The organism is Mycobacterium sp. OAE908 (assembly GCF_017872775.1).
In the GTDB taxonomy this organism is placed as follows: Bacteria; Actinomycetota; Actinomycetes; order Mycobacteriales; family Mycobacteriaceae; genus Mycobacterium.
The window spans coordinates 4532719-4550977 of the sequence record NZ_JAGGJL010000001.1 but is presented as its reverse complement, the minus strand read 5'-3'; the positions used below and the strand labels follow the sequence as shown (position 1 = coordinate 4550977).

Genomic DNA, 18259 nt, shown 5'->3' with positions numbered 1-18259 from the left:
GCCGCTCGGGCCGTCGGTGTACGGTGCGCTGGTGGCGGCTCCCGACTCCATCCGAACCGGCCTGCTGAAGGCGTTTGCACCCCCCACGTCAGCCCCAAGCGTCGCAACGGTGCTGCGGTCGATCCTCTGGCCGATCGCGATCGTGATGATCATCCACCGCAGCTACGTGCTGGCCACCAACGGCTACATCACCGACGACTACGGCCCGGTCTACCGCGCAGTCGTCAACTTCAAGCGCGGCTGGGACATCTACAACGAGCACTTCGATCAGGTCGACCCGCACTACCTGTACCCACCCGGCGGCACGCTGATCATGGCGCCGTTCGGCTATCTGCCGGTCGACGCGTCGCGGTACTGGTTCATCACGTTCAACACGATCGCGATCGTCATCGCGGCGTTCCTGCTGGTGAACCTGTTCAAGTTCTCGTGGACGTCGGTGGCACTGCCCGCACTGCTCGTCGCGATGTTCTGCACCGAAAGCGTGGTCAACACACTGGTTTTCGGCAACATCAACGGCTGCATTCTTTTGCTCGAGGTGTTGTTCTTCCGCTGGCTGCTCGACGGGAAGGTCAATCATCAGTGGTGGGCCGGCGTGGCGATCGGGCTGTCACTTGTGGTGAAACCGCTTCTGGGACCGCTGCTTTTGTTGCCGCTGCTGAACCGGCAATGGCGGGCCATTGTCACCGCGATCGTGATTCCGGTCGTGTTCAACGCAATCGGCTGGTTCATGGTGAGCGATCCGATGAACTTCGTGCGCGGCACGATTCCCTACATCTTCTCGATCCGCGACTACTTCAACAGCTCGATCCAGGGCAACGGCATCTACTACGGCTTACCGGGGTGGCTGATCCTGTTGCTGCGCATCGCGTTTCTGGCGTTGGCAATTGCCAGCCTGTGGCTGTTGTACCGCCACTACCGCATCCGTGACCCGCTGTTCTGGATGGCGACCTCGTCGGGTGTCCTGCTGATTGCTTCGTATCTGGTGCTTTCCCTTGGCCAGGGCTACTACTCGATGATGCTGTTCCCGTTCCTGATGACAGTGGTGCTGCCGAATTCGGTGATCCGCAACTGGCCGGCATGGTTGGCGATCTACGGGTTCATGAGCGCCGACCGCTGGCTGCTCGGGCACTGGCCGACGACGGGACGCTTCCTGGAGTACATGAAGTTCACCTACGGGTGGTGCTTGATGCTCATCGTGGTGTTCTGCGTGCTCTACTTCCGTTATCTCGACGCCAAAGCCGACGGCCGACTCGACGACGGCATCGACCCGACGTGGATGAAGCCCAAGGAGCCCGTGCCGGCTTGAACCCGGGGCGGCGTTTGCTTCTGCAACTTCCCGGGGTGCGTTATCAGCCCTGATGGCGGTCGAATCTCGTACGATTGATTCGCTGGCGGGGGGCGCCACGGGGAGGCGAAGCGTATGCCGACGATTCCAGTCGATCCCTTATCCGTAACCCCGGCATGGCTGAGCGACACCCTGCAGGCAGACGTACGGGCATGCGCGATCGACCAGATCGCAATCGGGGTCGGCCTTCTGGGCCGGTTGTTTCGCGTCCATCTCGAGGGCGGGCCCGGCGTTCCGGCCTCCGTGGTGGTGAAGCTGCCGACCCTCGACACCAAGGTCCGCAGGCAGATTTGCGAGGCCGCCGACTTCTATCTCCGAGAGGTCCGCTTCTACGACGAAATCGGCATCGCGAATCCCCTTCCGCCGGCGCTCCCCTACTTCACCGCCTTCAACGAGGCCACCCACGACTTCGTCCTTGTACTCGAGGATCTGGGCCGGCTTCGGCTCGCAGACCAGACCGCCGGATGCAGCCTGGCGGACGCCGAGACCGTGATCGACGCCATCGCCCGTCACCACGCCCATTGGTGGGCCAACGACCGGCTCGCGTCACTGTCGTGGCTGACGCCATTCAACCTGCCTCCCTTTCCGGACGTCGCCATCGCCAACTACACAACCGGCTGGCCGGTGTTCCTCGAACGCGTGGGGGCCGACCTCTCCCCCTCGTTGCTCGATTTCGGCAGGAAGCTGCCCTCGTTGATGCCCTGGTTACTGACCGAACTCACGCACCCGCCCCACACCTTCCTGCATGGAGACCTTCGCCTCGACCAATTGTTCTTCGCGGTCGACGCCGACGACCCGCCGGTGACCGCGCTGGACTGGCAGATCACCGCAAAGGGTCGAGGGGCCTATGACGTCGGCTACTTCCTGAGCCAGAGCCTTACCGTCGAGACCCGACGAAGCTGTGAAAGTGGGTTACTCGAGCGGTATGCCGAACGGCTGGCCGAACACGGAATCGATTACCCCCGAGAACAATTGCTGCGCGACTACCGGCTCACCACAGCGTGGTGCTTCGGCTACCCCGTCATCGCGGCCGGCCGCATCGACATCGTCAACGACCGTCAACTCGATCTGCTGCGAGCGATGCTCAACAGGTCGGCGACGGCAATCGAAGACCACGACGCCCTCATGCTCAGGCCGGACTGAACATGGCCGAGCATCGCCGCGCCTGCCCCGCCTGCGGGACGCCGAACGAAGAGGATGCGCGCTTCTGCGAGGGCTGTGGTTCGTCACTGGCCCGAGAGTGTGCGACATGCGGTGTGGAAGCCAGTGCCACCGCACGGTTTTGCCGGGGATGCGGTGCACGGCTGGATGCTCAAGTGTCACAAGGCGTTTCGAATGCCGGGCCGGTTCGCAAGACGGTAACGGTGATGTTCGCCGACCTGGCCGGTTCGACCGGCTTCGAGGAGCAGGTTGATGCGGAGACAGCGCGCGAGGTCATTGGCCGCTACCACGATCTGCTGCGCTCGACCGCCGAACACCATAGGGCGGGGCTGACGAAGTACATCGGCGACGGGTTCATGGCCGTCTGGGGTGTGCCCGAGATCGGCCCGGACGACGCCGCGCGGGCGGTCGAAGCCGCTGTCGAGTTGCAGGAGCATTTCGTCGACCTGGCAGCCATGGTCACCGAAATCCATGGGGTCGAACTCGCACTGCGCGTTGCGGTGAACACAGGTGAAGTCGTCGTCGGGGCCGGCGATGCCGACCTTGTCGGCGACGCGCTGAACGTCGGAGCCCGACTCGAGGCCGAGTGCCCACGCGGACGGGTCGTGGTCGGCGAGGAAACCTGGCGGTCCACACGGGGACGGCACGGGTACGAGTCGCTCGGCGACGTGCAGGTGAAGGGGCGAAGCGCCCCAGTTGCGGTGTACCAGTGGCTCGGCCGCCAGTCGGACACCGATGCCACTCCATTCGTCGGCCGGGCCGACGAGGTGCGGCGATTGCAGGCGGTACTCGACGAGGTCGTCGCCGCGCGGGCCGCGCGGATGATCACGGTCATTGGTGATCCCGGCGTGGGAAAGAGCCGGTTGGCGGCGGAGTTCACCGCGGCGCAAGGTGATACGCGCATCATCCCGGTCCGGTGCGACGTCGCGGCGACGGTCGCCCTGGCACCCCTCGTGGAGGTCCTCCGGTCCAGAGACCTCGTAACCGACGTTCCCGCAGGCGTTCCCGAGCGCGATCGGTTGCTGCGCGACCTCAACGGCTTGGCGACCGGCGTCGCGGGCTCTGTCGAGGAGAACTTCTGGGCCTTGCGGCGATTCGTCGAGGTGCTGGCTTCCGAGTCCCCGGTCCTGTTGGTTCTCGACGACATTCAGTGGGCCGACGCCCTCTTGCTGGATTTCATCGAGCATCTGGTGGAATGGGCACAGGAAGCGCCGATACTGCTGCTGGCCCTGGCACGCCCCGAACTCCGCGAAATCCGGCCCGACCTCGTCACCGTCAGCCGATGGGTATCGGAGGCGGTGCACCTTGACGGCCTCGACGCCGGCGCCACAGCCGAACTCGCCGCCAAGGTGCTCGGAGCCACGGCGCTGCCCGACGAACTCCTGCACCGCCTGCCGTCGTCGACCGGAGGCAATCCGCTGTTCGTACGGGAACTGATCGGCATGCTCGCACACGACGGGGTGCTCGTGCAGGAGGCGACGGGCTGGCGGCTTGCGATCGACGTTGACGCGATCACGATCCCGCCGACGATCCATGCCTTGCTCGCGTCGCGACTGGAACGGCTCAACGCTTCCGACCGTCGCGTCCTCGAAGTCGCATCGGTGATCGGCAACGACTTCTCGCCCGGGGCGGTGTCCGCCCTCGCCGGTGCAAGCGCAGCCGAGATCATGGTGTCCCTCAACCGGCTTCGACGCCTCGAGTTCGCGCAACCCAGCGGGACCTACCTCGGCGACGAGGCGGTCTGGCGCTTCCACCACGTCCTCATCCGTGACGTGGCCTACCGCCGCCTGCTGAAGTCTGACCGCGCGGATCTGCACGAGCGGCTGGCCGATTTGGTCGAAGCGGGCGGCTCAGGGGCGGCATTCGAATCCGACGAGATCATCGCCCGGAATCTGGAAGCCGCACACTCCTATCGACTCGAACTGGGCACCCCCACAGGCGATCTCGCCCTGCGGTCGGCCCACCGCTATGCCGCATCGGCGCGGCGGGCCCTCGATCGCGACGAACTGGTCTCTGCGGGCACCCAGGCCGCTCGCGGTGCAGCATTGGCGGCCGCGGACGAATCGCTGCGCGCCGAACTGCTGCTGATCGGTTGTGAGGCTTTCCTTTCGGCGGGCGACGTGTCCGCCGGAGCGCCACTGGTCGATGAGCTCGACCGCATCGCCGGCGACGCGCTGGCGCCGTGGGCGACCTGCTATCGATGCCAATTCGTGGTCTACACCGCCCCGGAGCGGTTATTGGAAGTCGATGACCGCCTGCAAAGCGCCATCGACGAGTTCGTCCGCCGCAACGATGCGGCAGGTTTGGCGAAGGCGCATCGGGTGCGGGCGGGCGCGCGCGCACGCCTGGGCCGGATCGGTGATTGCGAAGCCGACCTGTTCGAGGCGCTCATCGCGGCGCGCCGAAGCGGGGATCACCGACAGATCACCGCCGCCCTTGGCGCCGCGCCCGGCGCCGCGCTATGGGGGCCTAGCCCCGTGCCGAAGGCCGGCGGCCGCTGCCTCGACGTGGTGCGGATGCAGCGAATGACCACCGCCGCACCGTCACTCGAGGCAACATCGTTGCGCTGCTTGGCGGTTCTGGAAATGTTACGAGGCCGGTCGACCAAGGCCCGCACGATGCTCGCCGACGCCCGGCAGGTGGTCGCCGATCTCGGCCTGCGGCACGGGCTCATGGAGACCGAACTGTTCGCTGGCATCATCGAGTCGATGGAAGGCGACCCGATCGCCGCCGAACCCCACTTCCGAACTGCCCTCGAGGGTTTGGATGCGCTCGGGGTTGGCGCCGACGCAGGTCAGGCCGCGGCGCTTCTGGCGCGATCCGTACTCGTCCAAGGCCGGCTTGACGAAGCCGACCGGTATGCGACGGAGAGCGAGCGCCTCGCAGGCCGCAACCTGAAAACGGCAATCGCCTGGCGCGCAGTTCGGGCCGAGATCCTGGCAGCACAGCACCGATACGATGAAGCCACCACTATGGCGCGGGATGCGGTTGCCGTCGCCGCAGGCACCGACCTGGTACTTGACCACGCCGAAGCCTGCCTCGCATTGAGCCGGGTACTTGCTGCAGCTGGAGATGTGGAGGGCAGCAACGCTGCTCGGGCTGACGCCGAAGCGCTGTACACAGCGAAGGAAGTGGCGAGTGCGATCAGTCGGGGGGGTGAACGTGCGGTTCCACCAGCTCCACCGACCACGACGTCCTCACGCACGGCGGTCACCAACCGGGCCAGTCGAGCGGTGGATGCTGCTTATCGCGCGCTACAGGCCGGGGATGTGGACGGTATGGTTGCAGCCTGCTCGGACACGTTCACCTATCAAGACCGGAGGCGGTTGAGCGGCATCCCGGTGGACAATGTCACAACGTTGCGGGCGTCGTACGAAAAGCTGATCGAGCAGTACAGTCTCTTCGAGATACGCACGTTGGCGGTACGCGGCGAAGGGCTGGTCCTCGCGCACAGCCGTTGTTCCAATGACGCCGGTTACGAAACCGCTTATCTCATCGTGTACGAGGTCGACGATGACGGACTGCTGACCCACGACGTCCGCTTCGACGAGGACGACTTCGAGGGCGCCTACCGCGAGCTCGATCGTCGCTATTACTCCGGCGACGGGGTGGTTTCCGCAGACGCGGGGAGTTTCATCACGGAGTGGGTCACCGCGCTGAATCGGGGCGACTTCGACCGGGCGTTCGGTGAGCTCATCAGTTCAGAAGCACACTTGGAGAATCGTTCTCGCGCGCCCTTCACCAACGACTACGCCACCGAGATTCGCACCGGCTTCGAGGGACTCAACGCGATGGTCACATCGGCGCGGCTGTGGAACTCGACGGTGACCTGGCTGTCGCCGACTGTGATGGTCGGTCGATTCGACCGCGAAGCCATTGGACCGGACGGCGAGAACTATGCGTGGGCATGGCTCAGCGCGGGCGAGATTCGCGACGGTCAAATCGCGGCGGTCTGCAGCTTTGACGTCGAAGACGAGGCCGCCGCCTTCGCTTACGCCGAGGAGCGGCTACGCGGGACCACGAGCCGCCTGGCGATCACAAATGAGTCATGCGAGTTCTTGCCGGGCTTCATCGAGGCGACACGGGCCCACGACGTCGACGCCACGCTCTCCGTCTACGCCGATGAGTTCGTCTACGACGATCGGCGACACCTCAGCGGTGACCCCATTGTCACCCGCGATGCGATGCGCACGGCGATCGAGCGCGTCTTCGAGCACTACAACCACTTCGAGTTTCGCGTTCTGGCGGTGCGCGGGCAGCGCTTGCATCTTCTGTGGAGCCGTTGGTCAGACGATGACGGTAACCAAACACCGACACTGTACGTAATTGAGACCGACGACGACCGACGGGTGAGCCATTTCATCCGCTTCGACGATGAAGATTTCGAGGGCGCCTACCGCGAACTCGAGCGCCGCTACTGCTCCGGTGAAGGTGCGGCATTCGCTGAAGCGAGTGCCGCGGTAACCGACTGGTTGAACGCCATGAACCGGGGCGATTTCGATCGGCTCTTCAATGAACTGAGTAGCAGCGACTTGCGGGTCGAGAACCGTTCGCGCTCGGCACTTCCAGATCTCTCCGCCGCAGAACTTCGCGTCAGCTTCGAGGACCTCAACGCGAGGGTCGCCTCGACGCGGACAATGCTCTCCGCATTGTCTTGGATATCGCCGACGGTGGTCGTTGGACGCTTCGAGCGGGAGGCCATCGGACACGACGACGAGCGCTACTCGTGGACACGGCTGTTTGTCAACGAGCTCCGCAACGGTCGGCTTGTGTCAGTGTGCCAATTCGAAATCGACGACGAAGACTCGGCGTTCGCGTACGCCGATGAGTTGATGCGGGCATCCACGCGCAGGCTCGCAATTGCGAACAGAGCCAGCCAGAGAGCGGAAAAGCTTGCGAACGCGATGCGCTCTGGTGATCGCGAGGCTGCCATCGCGTGCTATGCGGAGCCGTTTGTGTTCGACGATCGGCGTCGCATCAGCGGTGACCCGTTGCATACTCTGGAAGGCATGCGCTCCGCGATCGAGCGGATCTTCCAGCAGTACAACCACTTCGATACGCAGGCCCTTGCTGTCCGGGGCGAGCGTCTTCATCTGTTTTGGAATCGCTGGTTCAATGACGCCGGGTATGAAACCACCTACCTGCACTTATACGAAATCGGCGATGACGGACTGATTCACTACGACGGCCGCTTCGATGAAGACGATTTCGAAAGCGCCTACCGCGAACTGGAGCGCCGCTACTACGCCGATGAGGGCGCGGAATTCGCCGCCGGCGGCGCAATTGCGACCGAGTGGATCGCAGCGCTGAACCAAGGCGACTTCGACAGACTGTTCGGTGAGCTGACAACCCCCGATATGCATGTCGTCAGTCGTTCACGATCTGTCTTCGTGGATCGCTCGGCCGCTGAGATTCGCGGCAGCTTCAAAGAGTTGAACGCGATGGTCGCCTGGTCGCGGTCATGGCACTCGGCCCTGTGTTGGCTGTCGCCCACCATCGTCGTGTTTCGCTTCGAGCGAGAGGCGATTGGGCTTGACGGCGAAAAGTACACGTGGACATGGCTTCACGTAAGCGAGATCAGCGAGGGGCGATTCGCAGCGGCCTGCCGTTTCGAACTCGACGACGAAGACGCCGCATTCGCCTTCGCCGAGGAGCGAATCCGGACGACCGCGAGCAGACTCGCTGTCACAAACGGGGCGACCCAGATCGTGAATACGCTGTTGCGGGCGATGCAGGCCGATGATGTCCGCGGTGCCGTAGCGCTGCATTCACAAGACTTTGTGTACGACGATCGCCGCCGATTGAGCGGTGATCCCATCGAGAGCACCGCAGAGTTATTCCAGGCATCGGCGCGCCTTCTCGAGCAGTACCCACACATCGAAGGGCGCGTCCTGGCCGTCCGGGGTGAGCTCTTGGAATTGCGCTGGACTCGATGGTGGGACGACGACGGGAACGAGGCGACGTACCTAACCGTGTTCGAAGTGGACGACGACGGTCGAATCGACTATCACGGTCGCTTTGACGGGGACGATTTCGAGAGCGCGTATCGCGAACTCGAACGCCGTTACTACGCAGGCGAGGGCGCGGCATTCGGCGCCGGGGGTGCCGTCGGCACCGAATGGGTATGTGCGCTCAACCGAGGAGACTTCGACCGACTGTTCAACGAGCTCACCGCCCCCGACCTGCGCGTCGAGAATCGGTCGCTATCGGTATTCGGAGATCCCACTGCAGCCGAGTTCCGCGCCACCTTCGAGGAACTGAACGGCATGGTCGCCTCGACTAAGTCCTGGAGCTCCGCATTGTGCTGGTTGTCGCCCGAGTGGGGCATTGCCCGTCTCGAGCGGGAGGCCATCGGACAAGGTGGCGAAAAGTACACGTGGGCAAGGCTTCACGTAACGGAGATCCGCGACGGGCGGCTGGTCTCACTGTGCCGTTTCGAACTCGAGGATGAGGCGGCGGCGTTCGCCTACGCCGAGGAACGCGTGCGGGCGACCACCAGCCGGCTGCCAGTCGTGAACCGGGCCAGCCAGACGTGGGACGCCTTGGGCGACACCGCGCAGGCCCACGACGCCGACGGTATGGCCGCGTGCTACCACGAGCACTTCGTCTACGACGATCGACGGCGGTTGGGCGGCAATCCACTCCGCACCGTGCGATCTGCCGTTGAAGGCATCTTGGCTCAGTACAACGAGTTCGAAGGGCGCACGCTCGCGGTCCGGGGAGAGCGTCTTCACCTTGGCTGGAGCCGCTGGTCGAACGACGCGGGATACGAGACGACGTACCTGATCGTTCATGAGGTCGACGAGAGCGGGCGGTTCACCTACGAGGGACGGTTCGACGAGGACGACTTCGATAGTGCCTACCGCGAACTCGATCGGAGGTACTACGCCGGAGAAGGGTCGGCGTTCGCCGAAGCAGGCGCCGTTCAGACTGAGTGGCTCAGTGCCCTGAACCGCCGTGACCTTGACCGGTTGTTCGGTGAGCTCACCAAGCCCGAGATGCGCTTCGAGATGCGATCGAGCTCAGCGTTTCCGGAAAGTTCGGTAGCGGAGGCTCGCGTGGCCGTCGAAGACTTCTACGCGATGGTCGCGTCGACAGATACATGGCTCTCAGCGATCCGTTGGGTTTCGCCGATGTGCTGCGTGAGCCGCTACGAGAGGAAGGCAATCGGTCACGACAGCGAGCAATACACCTGGACACGACTAAGTGTGAGTGAGTTTCGGGACGGACAGATGGCGTCGGAGCGGGAATTCGAGGTCGACGACGAGGCCGCGGCGTTTGCTTACGCCGAGGAGCGAGCTAGCGTGGAACCATGACCACACCGGCCCCCAAGCTGCAGCTCACCGACGACGAGTGGCGTAAGAAGCTCACCCCTGAGGAATTCCACGTGCTTCGCCAGGCGGGCACCGAGCGGCCGTTCACCGGCGAGTACACCGATACCAAGGCCGAGGGCGTGTACGAGTGCCGGGCGTGCGGCGCCGAATTGTTCCGCAGCAGCGAGAAATTCGAATCTCACTGCGGTTGGCCGTCTTTCTTCGACCCGGCCAATTCGGATGCGGTGATCCTGCGTTCTGACGACTCGCTGGGCATGCATCGTGTCGAGGTGCTGTGCGCCAACTGCCACAGCCACCTCGGCCACGTCTTCGAGGGCGAGGGCTACCCCACCCCGACCGACCAGCGCTACTGCATCAACTCGATCTCGCTGCGACTGGTGCCTGCGGAGTCCTAGCCCTAAGGGATCGCCGCCTGCGGATTCGAGTTCGGCGCCTCCCCCGCGTACAGCGGCGCGGGCCCCGTGATGCTCGGCACCGCTTTCTCGATCGCAGGCACCGTTGGCTCAGTCGTCGTGGCGGGCGCGCTGGAGCTTCCCGCCGCTGTGAACTGCTCGCCCTGCATGCAATACACCGCCACGCCGCCAAGGGCGATCATGGCGCCACTACCGATTACTGCGGCACAGAGCCGCATGTTGTGAATCAGCTTCTGGCTCATAGTCTTAGTGAACGCCGCCAATCTGGAATCATGCTGACGGAGCGTTGCCAATCGGCTAAGCGGCGCAGTTATTCCCGCTCACCCGAAATGCCAAGCAAATTCAGATGCGATACTCAGGTGTCCAGCGCACCTGCATGATTCGATCGGCGAGTTCCTCGGCGCTGCGCTTTGGGGCGACACCGTCGGCGATCGCTTGCAGACCCACCGCGTGCGCGATGCGCACCGCGACGTCGGGCACGTCCGTCCACGCAGGCAGCAGCGGCTGGGTGGGATCGATCAGTGCCGGCGAGGCGTCGCCGAGAGTGGCGGCCGCGACGCGCATCATTTCATCGGTGACCCGGTTGGCCTGCGCCGCCGTGACGGCCAGCCCCATGGCCGGGAAGATGTACACGTTGTTGCACTGCGCTATCGGGTACTCGACGCCGTCTCGGTGCAGCGGGGCGAACGGTGAGCCCGTCGCGATCAGGGCACGACCGTCGGTCCATGCGTCCAATTCGGCCGGATGCGCCTCGGCGCGACTGGTCGGGTTGGACAGCGGGAAGATGATGGGCCGTTCAGTCTTGCCCGCCAGCTCGCGAACAATCTCCTCTGTGAACGCCCCAGCGGCAGTGGACAATCCGAGCAGGACACCGACGTCGACGTGGTGCACCACATCGGCCAGCTGGGCGGGCCCCGACAAGCCCCAGCCCGCGACCCGGTCCACCGGCTTGGCAAACTTCTGCTGTTCTGCCGACAGGTCGGTGCGGTCATCGGTCAGCAGACCGACGACGTCGACGACCCAGATACGTTCGGCCGCATCCGCTTCCGACAACCCCTGCGCCACCATCTCGCGCCGCACCATGTCGAGCACCCCAATGCCCGCAGAACCCGCGCCGAGCATCACCACCTGCTGTTGTGACAGCGGGCGCCCGGCCACCTTCGCGGCGCCATGCAGTGCGCCGAGAGCAACGGCGGCAGTGCCCTGAATGTCGTCGTTGAAGGTGAGCAATTTGTCGCGGTAGCGCTCGAGAATCGGCAGCGCATGTGCGGTGGCGAAGTCCTCCCACTGCAGCAGCACATCGGGCAGCTCCTCGTGCACCGCAGCGACGAACTCGTCGATGAATGCGTAGTACTCGTCGTCGCCGATCCGCCGGTGCCGCCAACCCAAATACTGTGGGTCTTCAAGCAATTCGACGTTGTCGGTGCCGACGTCGAGCACGATCGGCAGAGTGCGAGCCGGGTCGATGCCGCCGATCAGGGTGTAAAGCGAGAGCTTCCCGATCGGGATGCCCATCCCTCCGATGCCTTGATCGCCGAGGCCCAGTATTCGCTGCCCGTCGGTCACGACGATCACGTCGACGTCATGATGCGGACGGTTACGCAACACCTCACGCAACTCGGCCCGGTCCGGATACGACACGAACAGCCCGCGCGGCCGTCGGTAGATCTCGCTGAAGCGCTGGCACGCCTCGCCGACTGTCGGGGTGTACACAACCGGCATCGTCTCGGCGATGTGGTCGCGCAGCACACGGTAGAACAGCACCTCGTTACGATCCTGCAGCGCGCGCAGATAGATGTGCCGGTCCAGACCCTCACGGCGAGTGGAGAACTCGTTCCAGCAATGGTCGACTTGCTGGTCGACGGTCTTCTCGGCGGTCGGCAGTAGCCCCAGCAAACCGTACTTGCGACGTTCGTCGTGGGTGAAAGCCGTGCCCTTGGTCCTCAACGCATCGAACAGCAGATCCTGTCCGGTCTTTGCCTCAGACAACTGGGGTCCTTTCGCCGGCGCAGTTACGGAAGCTTGTTGACCAACTCTTCCACTCCGACGCGTGGGCCGGTGAAGAACGGGGTCTCCTCGCGCACATGGCGACGCGCGTCGGTGTAGCGCAGTTTCCACATCAACTCGACGATGCGGGCCAGATCGGGCCCCTCGAACGCCAGGATCCATTCGTAGTCGCCGAGCGCGAACGCCGGCACGGTATTGGCCCGCACATCGGGGTACTCGCGGCCGGCCATGCCGTGCTCGACGAGCATCTTGCGGCGCTCGTCGTCTGGCAGCAGATACCAGTCCAAGGACCGGACGAAGGGGTACACGCAGAGGTAGTCACCCGGCGGCTCGCCGGCGATGAACGCAGGCACGTGGCTCTTGTTGAACTCGGCGGGCCGGTGCAGCGCGACAACACTCCACACCGGATCGCTGGCCAGCCCGAGCGCGGTGCGACGGAAAGCCGAGTAGGTGGACTGCAGGTCCTCCACACGTTCGGCGTGGGTCCAGATCATGAAGTCGGCGTCGGCGCGGAGGCCTGCGACGTCGTAGATACCGCGGACGACTACGCCCTTGTCCTCCTGCTGCTTGAGGAAGGTCGCGGTCTCATCGATCACCGCCGCGCGCTCGTCCCCCAACGCCTCCGGTTCCACGGCGAAGACCGAGATCATCATGTATCTGGTCATCGAATTCAGGGCGTCGTAGTCGAGCTTGGCCATGTCTCTATCGTGCCACGCGGGAGGTGATCAGCGAGGCCGCCGCCCTCGTCGCCGCGGCCACGCAGGCGGGCACCCCGATGCCGTCGAGATAACCGCCCGCCACGGCAAGCGTCGGCGGCAGGCCGGCCCGCAGTTCGGCGACCAGGGCGGGGTGACCTGGGCCGTATTGCGGCATCGCGTCAATCCACCTCTGCACATGGCAGTCGACCGGTTCGACGCTGACACCGAACACCGTCCCCAGATCTTTCGAAGCCCACTCGAGCAGATCTTCGTCGCCGGCGTTGCGGGCCAGGTCGTCGCCGAACCTGCCGTAGGACAGGCGCACCAACTCGACGTTGCCACGCTGGCCCCACTTGCGACTCGACAACGTAATCGCCTTGGCGCGCAAGGGTTCTCCGCTGGCCACCAATACCCCTGACTGATCGGGCAGCGGGATGCCACCCGGCAGTGCCAGCGCCACCAATGCCGACGATGCGACCTCGATGCGTCGGGCCGCCGCCGCGGTCCGCGGGGCGACGGCGTCGATCAGCTTCGGCAGGGCCGGCGCAGGCACGGCAAGCACCGCGGCGTCGGCGTGCCAGCTCTGCCCCTCGTCGTCGGCCACCTCCCAGCCCCGCGTCGCCGCGTTGACCCGGTGGACGGCGACCTGCGCCCACTGGATACCGGCGCGCCGCACGAGCTCCTCGACTAGCACCGCGTAGCCGCCCTCGACCGCGCCGAACACCGACCCGGCCAGCGGCGGCGGGAGCGCGTCGCGCACCGCCGCGGTGAGGTTGCGCGCTCCGCGGTCCAACACGGCGGCCAGCGTCGGGACGGCCGATCGCACACCGATCGTCGCCGCGGACCCGGCGTATACGCCCGCCAGCAGCGGATCGACCGAGCGGGTGACAACCTGCTCGCCGAACCGGTCACCGACCAGTGCGGCCACTGAGGGGTCAGCGCCGGGCCGCCAGGAGAACGGACGGGTGTGCTCGTCGCGCATCCAGGTGATCGCGGCGTCATCGACCAGCCCGGTGAGCGTCTCCGGATCCGCGGGGATGCCCTGCAGGGTGCCGATCGGCACCTCGTGCAGCCTGCGCTGGCTGTAGATCAGCGGCCGCGCGCCGGTGGTGCCGATCTGTCGGCCTGCCAGGCCCAGTTCGGCCAGCAGCGCGGGCACCTCCGGCCGTCGCGCGATGAAGGCTTCGGCGCCGACGTCCAGCGTCTGGCCGCCGATCCGTTCCGTGCGCAGCACTCCACCCAGCCGATCGGCCGGGTCGAACACCGTGATGGTCGCATCCGGTCCAGCCGCGACCCGCAACCGGTATGCGGCCACCAGTCCCGAAATACCGCCGCCCACAACGGCATACGACACATTCACAGCGAATGCACCAGTGCCACTATGTCGGTGATGACGGACGGATCGGTGCCCGGCAGCACGCCATGGCCGAGGTTGAAGATATGGCCGGCCGCGCCCGCGTCGACCGCGCGCCTACCGTCCTCGACGACCGCGCGCGCCGCGCGCTGTGCCACGTCGAAGCCTGCCAACAACACGACGGGATCGAGATTGCCCTGCAAGGCGGTTCCCGGCTGCACGCGCGCGGCGGCGTCGGTCAGCGACGTCCGCCAGTCCACGCCCACCACAGTCGCGCCCGCCTGCGACATCGCGCCGAGCAGCTCGGCGGTACCCACCCCGAAATGTGTCATCGGCAACCCGGCCTCGGCGAGGGTGGCGAACACCCTGCTGCTGTGCGGCAGCACGTAGCTGCGGTAGTCGGCCAGCGACAGCGTGCCCGCCCAGGAGTCGAACACCTGAATTGCGTCCACCCCCGCTGCCACCTGGACCTGCAGGAATGCGATGGTCACGTCGGTCAGCGCGGTCATCAACGCGTGCCACGTCTCGGATTCGCCGAGCATCATGGCTTTGGTGCGTTCGTGATGCTTGCTGGGACCGCCCTCGACGAGGTACGAGGCCAGCGTGAACGGGGCGCCCGCGAAGCCGATCAGGGCGACGTCGCCGAGTTCGGCCACCAGTTGCGAGATCGCTTGCGCGACAGGGGCAACCTGTTGCGGTTCAAGCGGTTTGATCGCCTTCACGTCCGCGGTGCTGCGCACGGGATGCTGAATCACCGGTCCCACGTCGGGCACGATGTCGAGTTCGATGCCCGACGCCCGCAGCGGCACCACGATGTCGGAGAACAGGATTGCGGCGTCCACCCCGTGCCTGCGGATCGGCTGCAGCGTGATCTCGGTGATCAGCTCTGCGTCGAAGCAGGCCTGCATCATCGTGTTCTTGGCCCGAAGCTCCCGGTACTCGGGCAGCGACCGGCCGGCCTGCCGCATGAACCACACCGGCACGCGGCTGGGTTTGCGGCCGGTGGCTGCGGCCAGGTAGGGCGACTCGGGCAGCTCGCGGCGGGTACTCATCGTTCCCCAATGCTGCCATGCGCGCTGAGGTGTCTTGACCACGGTCACAGCAACCTGGGCCTGCATGGTCGCCTCCCGCACAAAATCGGCGCGCCTGCGCACAGACCAGCCAATATGGTCTAGCGTCAAACGGCATGACCACCGCCGAACCGGCTCAGTTCCGCGAAGCGGTGGCGGCGATGAATGCCACCACCGTACGGCCGGAAATCGAGCTCGGCCCGATCCGGCCGCCGCAGCGGCTGGCGCCATACAGCTATGCGCTGGGCGCAGAGGTCCGGCACCCCGAGACGGCCATCGTTCCCGAGCGGTCAGAAGGCGACGCTTTCGGCCGGCTGATCCTGCTGCACGACCCCGAAGGCGCCGAAGCGTGGGACGGCACGATGCGGCTGGTCGCCTACATCCAGGCCGACCTCGACCCGAGCGAGGCCCTCGATCAGTTGCTTCCGGACGTCGCGTGGAGCTGGCTTGTCGAGGCGCTGCAGTCGCGCGCCGAGCATGTCACGGCGCTGGGCGGCACGGTCACCGCCACCACGTCGGTGCGATACGGCGACATCTCCGGGCCGCCGCGCGCGCATCAACTTGAGCTGCGGGCTTCGTGGACGGCGACGACGCTGGAACTCGGCCCGCATGTGCAGGCATTCTGCGAGGTGCTCGAGCATGCGGCGGGGCTACCTCCCGCGGGGGTCACCGACCTGAGCTCCCGCACGCGCGCCTGACGATGGCGGATTCCTTGGCGGATGACTCCGCGACCGCCGAGACGGTCGAGCCGGAAGCCACCCCGCTGTTGGCGCCCCGCGACGGGGTTCCGCCGCTGTCGGTCAGCCGAAGCGAAATCGCAAGGGCTGCAGACTCTTTGGCTTCCGGCCACGGGCCATTCGCGGTCGATGCCGAGCGGGCGTCGGGTTTCAGATATTCCAATCGCGCTTATCTGCTGCAGATCCGCCGCGCCGGTGCCGGCACGGTGCTGATCGACCCGGTGAACCACGGCCACGACCCGATCGAGACGCTGGCGCCGGTCGCCGAGGTGCTGGCCACCGACGAGTGGGTGTTGCACGCCGCCGATCAGGATCTACCGTGTCTGGCCGAGGTCGGCATCACCCCGCCGAAGCTGTATGACACCGAGTTGGCGGGCAGGCTGGCAGGCTATGACCGGGTGAACCTGGCGGCGATGGTGCAACGGTTGCTCGGACTCCAACTGATGAAGGGCCACGGCGCCGCCGATTGGTCCAAGCGCCCGCTGCCGGACGACTGGCTGAACTACGCCGCGCTGGACGTCGAGGTGCTGCTCGAGTTGCGCGACGCGATCGCCGACGTGCTGGCTGAGCAGGGCAAAACCGACTGGGCAGCACAGGAATTCGAGTTCGTGCGGACATTCGAAGCCAATCCGACGCGACGAGATCGCTGGCGGCGCACGTCCGGCATTCACAAGGTGCGCAACCCGCGGGCGTTGGCGGCGGTGCGCGAGCTGTGGCAGACGCGTGATCACATCGCCCGCCGCCGCGACATCGCGCCGGGGCGGATCCTGCCCGACTCCGCGATCATCAACGCCGCGACCGTCAACCCGGACACCATCGAGAAGCTGACGGAGTTACCGGTGTTCGGCGGCAACCGGCAGCGGCGCAGTGCGCAGGTGTGGCTCGATGCGCTCGCCCGCGCCCGAACCGTGGACCCACCGGACGCGCAGGAGCCGTCCAATGGGCCGCCGCCGGCCTCGCGGTGGTCTCGGCGCAAGCCGGAGGCGGCGGTACGGCTGGAGGCGGCGCGCGCCGCGTTGACCGAAGTGTCACAACGGGTTTCGGTACCGTCGGAAAACCTGGTCTCTCCCGAATTGGTGCGGCGGTTGTGCTGGGACTGGCAGCCCGTCTCCGATACCACCGCCGCCGTCGACGACTTTCTGCGCGATGCAGGTGCGCGGCCGTGGCAGCGTGAGCTCGCGGTGCCCGTGTTGGCCGAGGCACTCAGTTCTGACGGCGAGCAGACGCAGAAGAGCGTTGCGGACTAGGTGAGCCGGTCGATGTGGGCCAGGAAGTGCTCCAGCACCGCGTCGGGCGCCTCGATCTGCGGCCAGTGCCCGATGTTGTCGTCGAGCATCACCACGTCGGGGTTGGGGATGACTTCGAGGTAGCGCTGCGCCATGTGCCTGCCCGAGTTCGGGTCGATGGGGCCGTCGATCAACCGCATCGGGACGGCCGTCTCGCGCATCGCGCGCACCCATCGATTGCGATGGGCGTACCGGTCGGTGACGAACCGGCCGACCTTGTGCGTCACCCGCTTGCCGTCGTTGTACTCGAGGATTTGGTGAAACAGGTCGAGCATTCGTCGCGATGGCTTGGTGTCGGGTCCGAACATCTCGTTGATCGTCGGTTCGATGATGCGCTTTGACAGCGGACTACCCTGCAGCGGACTCAGCAAGTCCCCCAACGGTGTTCGCGATAGCACCTTCTGCATCAGCCGCGGCGTGTAGGTCTCGTTGAACAGGCCGCCGTTGAGCCAGGTGATCGACTCGATCCGTAGCGCCCCGTAGCCATGTTGGCCGAACTCGTGTCGCGCCAGCAGCTCTTGGCCCACCGAGTCGCCGATGTCGTGGGCCAGGATGTGCGCCGAGTCGACACCGAAGTGCGCCAGCAACGCCTCATGCATGTCGGCGTGGTCGTGAACCGAGTACTGGTAGGCCGACGGCTTATCCGAGAATCCCATACCGAGCATGTCGGGCGCCACGACCGTGAACCGCTCGGTCAGCCTGTCCCAGATCAGCGACCAGTCCCACGAGTTGAACGGATAGCCGTGAATCAGCAGCAGATACGGTCCGCTGCCCTGCATGCGGTAGAAGACGTCGAACCCGAGGTAGTCGAAATACTGGCCGCCGGATTTCCAGCGCTCCAGTTCGGCATCCAT

General features: G+C 65.6%; 12 protein-coding genes. 6 read left to right on the top strand and 6 right to left on the bottom strand.

Annotated elements, in window-relative coordinates; translation table 11 throughout:
- The first annotated feature begins 16 nt into the window (after positions 1–16).
- The 4 genes from aftC (at position 17) to msrB (ending at position 10235) form a co-directional block, all read left to right on the top strand.
- Entirely contained in the window at positions 17–1306 is a 1290-nt protein-coding gene (aftC, locus tag J3E61_RS22480) for an arabinofuranan 3-O-arabinosyltransferase (RefSeq protein ID WP_210085028.1), read from the top strand.
- Between the two features lie 114 nt (positions 1307–1420).
- Complete coding sequence (locus J3E61_RS22475) at positions 1421–2488, top strand: DUF1679 domain-containing protein (protein WP_210085027.1); 1068 nt, start codon at positions 1421–1423, stop codon at positions 2486–2488.
- A 2-nt stretch (positions 2489–2490) separates the two neighbouring features.
- The gene (locus J3E61_RS22470; RefSeq protein ID WP_210085026.1) at positions 2491–9822 is read left to right on the top strand and encodes an AAA family ATPase; all 7332 of its coding nucleotides are present in this window, start codon (positions 2491–2493) and stop codon (positions 9820–9822) included.
- Positions 9819–10235, top strand: coding sequence for a peptide-methionine (R)-S-oxide reductase MsrB (msrB, locus tag J3E61_RS22465; protein ID WP_210085025.1), 417 nt, complete (start codon positions 9819–9821; stop codon positions 10233–10235). Before J3E61_RS22470 ends, msrB begins: the two co-directional genes overlap by 4 nt.
- Before the next feature lie 2 nt (positions 10236–10237).
- On the opposite strand, the gene J3E61_RS22460 is transcribed toward msrB, so the two are convergent.
- The 5 genes from J3E61_RS22460 to hemE form a co-directional block, all read right to left on the bottom strand.
- Positions 10238–10495, bottom strand: coding sequence for a hypothetical protein (locus J3E61_RS22460; RefSeq protein WP_210085024.1), 258 nt, complete (start codon positions 10493–10495; stop codon positions 10238–10240).
- Positions 10496–10595: 100 nt separating this feature from the next.
- On the bottom strand, positions 10596–12242 hold the full coding sequence (locus J3E61_RS22455) for an NAD-dependent malic enzyme (RefSeq protein WP_210085023.1): 1647 nt from the start codon (positions 12240–12242) through the stop codon (positions 10596–10598).
- Positions 12243–12265: 23 nt separating this feature from the next.
- A complete protein-coding gene (locus J3E61_RS22450) occupies positions 12266–12958 on the bottom strand; it encodes a chlorite dismutase family protein (RefSeq protein ID WP_210085022.1) in 693 nt (230 codons plus the stop codon).
- A 4-nt stretch (positions 12959–12962) separates the two neighbouring features.
- Positions 12963–14318 (bottom strand): protoporphyrinogen oxidase, encoded by a 1356-nt coding sequence (locus J3E61_RS22445; protein WP_210085021.1) that lies wholly within the window; start codon positions 14316–14318, stop codon positions 12963–12965.
- The gene (gene hemE / locus J3E61_RS22440) at positions 14315–15364 is read right to left on the bottom strand and encodes a uroporphyrinogen decarboxylase (protein ID WP_210085661.1); all 1050 of its coding nucleotides are present in this window, start codon (positions 15362–15364) and stop codon (positions 14315–14317) included. Before hemE ends, J3E61_RS22445 begins: the two co-directional genes overlap by 4 nt.
- 134 nt (positions 15365–15498) lie before the next feature.
- On the opposite strand from hemE, the gene J3E61_RS22435 reads away from it, so the two are divergent.
- Both J3E61_RS22435 and J3E61_RS22430 read left to right on the top strand, forming a co-directional pair.
- Positions 15499–16080, top strand: a complete 582-nt coding sequence (locus J3E61_RS22435) for a DUF3000 family protein (RefSeq protein WP_192720868.1) — start codon at positions 15499–15501, stop codon at positions 16078–16080.
- A gap of 2 nt (positions 16081–16082) precedes the next feature.
- The gene (locus J3E61_RS22430) at positions 16083–17366 is read left to right on the top strand and encodes a ribonuclease D (RefSeq protein WP_210085020.1); all 1284 of its coding nucleotides are present in this window, start codon (positions 16083–16085) and stop codon (positions 17364–17366) included.
- Here the strand turns inward: J3E61_RS22430 and J3E61_RS22425 are convergent.
- Entirely contained in the window at positions 17363–18259 is an 897-nt protein-coding gene (locus J3E61_RS22425; RefSeq protein WP_210085019.1) for an alpha/beta hydrolase, read from the bottom strand. The two genes, J3E61_RS22430 and J3E61_RS22425, sit on opposite strands and share 4 nt — an antisense overlap.

What these genes read in the sequence shown, in the direction of transcription:
- J3E61_RS22470 (WP_210085026.1), top strand. Translation starts at nt 2,491, where the DNA reads ATGGCCGAGCATCGCCGCGCCTGCCCCGCCTGCGGGACGCCGAACGAA.
- J3E61_RS22475 (WP_210085027.1), top strand. Translation starts at nt 1,421, where the DNA reads ATGCCGACGATTCCAGTCGATCCCTTATCCGTAACCCCGGCATGGCTG.
- J3E61_RS22450 (WP_210085022.1), bottom strand. Translation starts at nt 12,958, where the DNA reads ATGGCCAAGCTCGACTACGACGCCCTGAATTCGATGACCAGATACATG.
- J3E61_RS22425 (WP_210085019.1), bottom strand. Translation starts at nt 18,259, where the DNA reads ATGGATGCCGAACTGGAGCGCTGGAAATCCGGCGGCCAGTATTTCGAC.
- msrB (WP_210085025.1), top strand. Translation starts at nt 9,819, where the DNA reads ATGACCACACCGGCCCCCAAGCTGCAGCTCACCGACGACGAGTGGCGT.
- J3E61_RS22430 (WP_210085020.1), top strand. Translation starts at nt 16,083, where the DNA reads ATGGCGGATTCCTTGGCGGATGACTCCGCGACCGCCGAGACGGTCGAG.
- J3E61_RS22435 (WP_192720868.1), top strand. Translation starts at nt 15,499, where the DNA reads ATGACCACCGCCGAACCGGCTCAGTTCCGCGAAGCGGTGGCGGCGATG.
- hemE (WP_210085661.1), bottom strand. Translation starts at nt 15,364, where the DNA reads ATGAGTACCCGCCGCGAGCTGCCCGAGTCGCCCTACCTGGCCGCAGCC.
- J3E61_RS22460 (WP_210085024.1), bottom strand. Translation starts at nt 10,495, where the DNA reads ATGAGCCAGAAGCTGATTCACAACATGCGGCTCTGTGCCGCAGTAATC.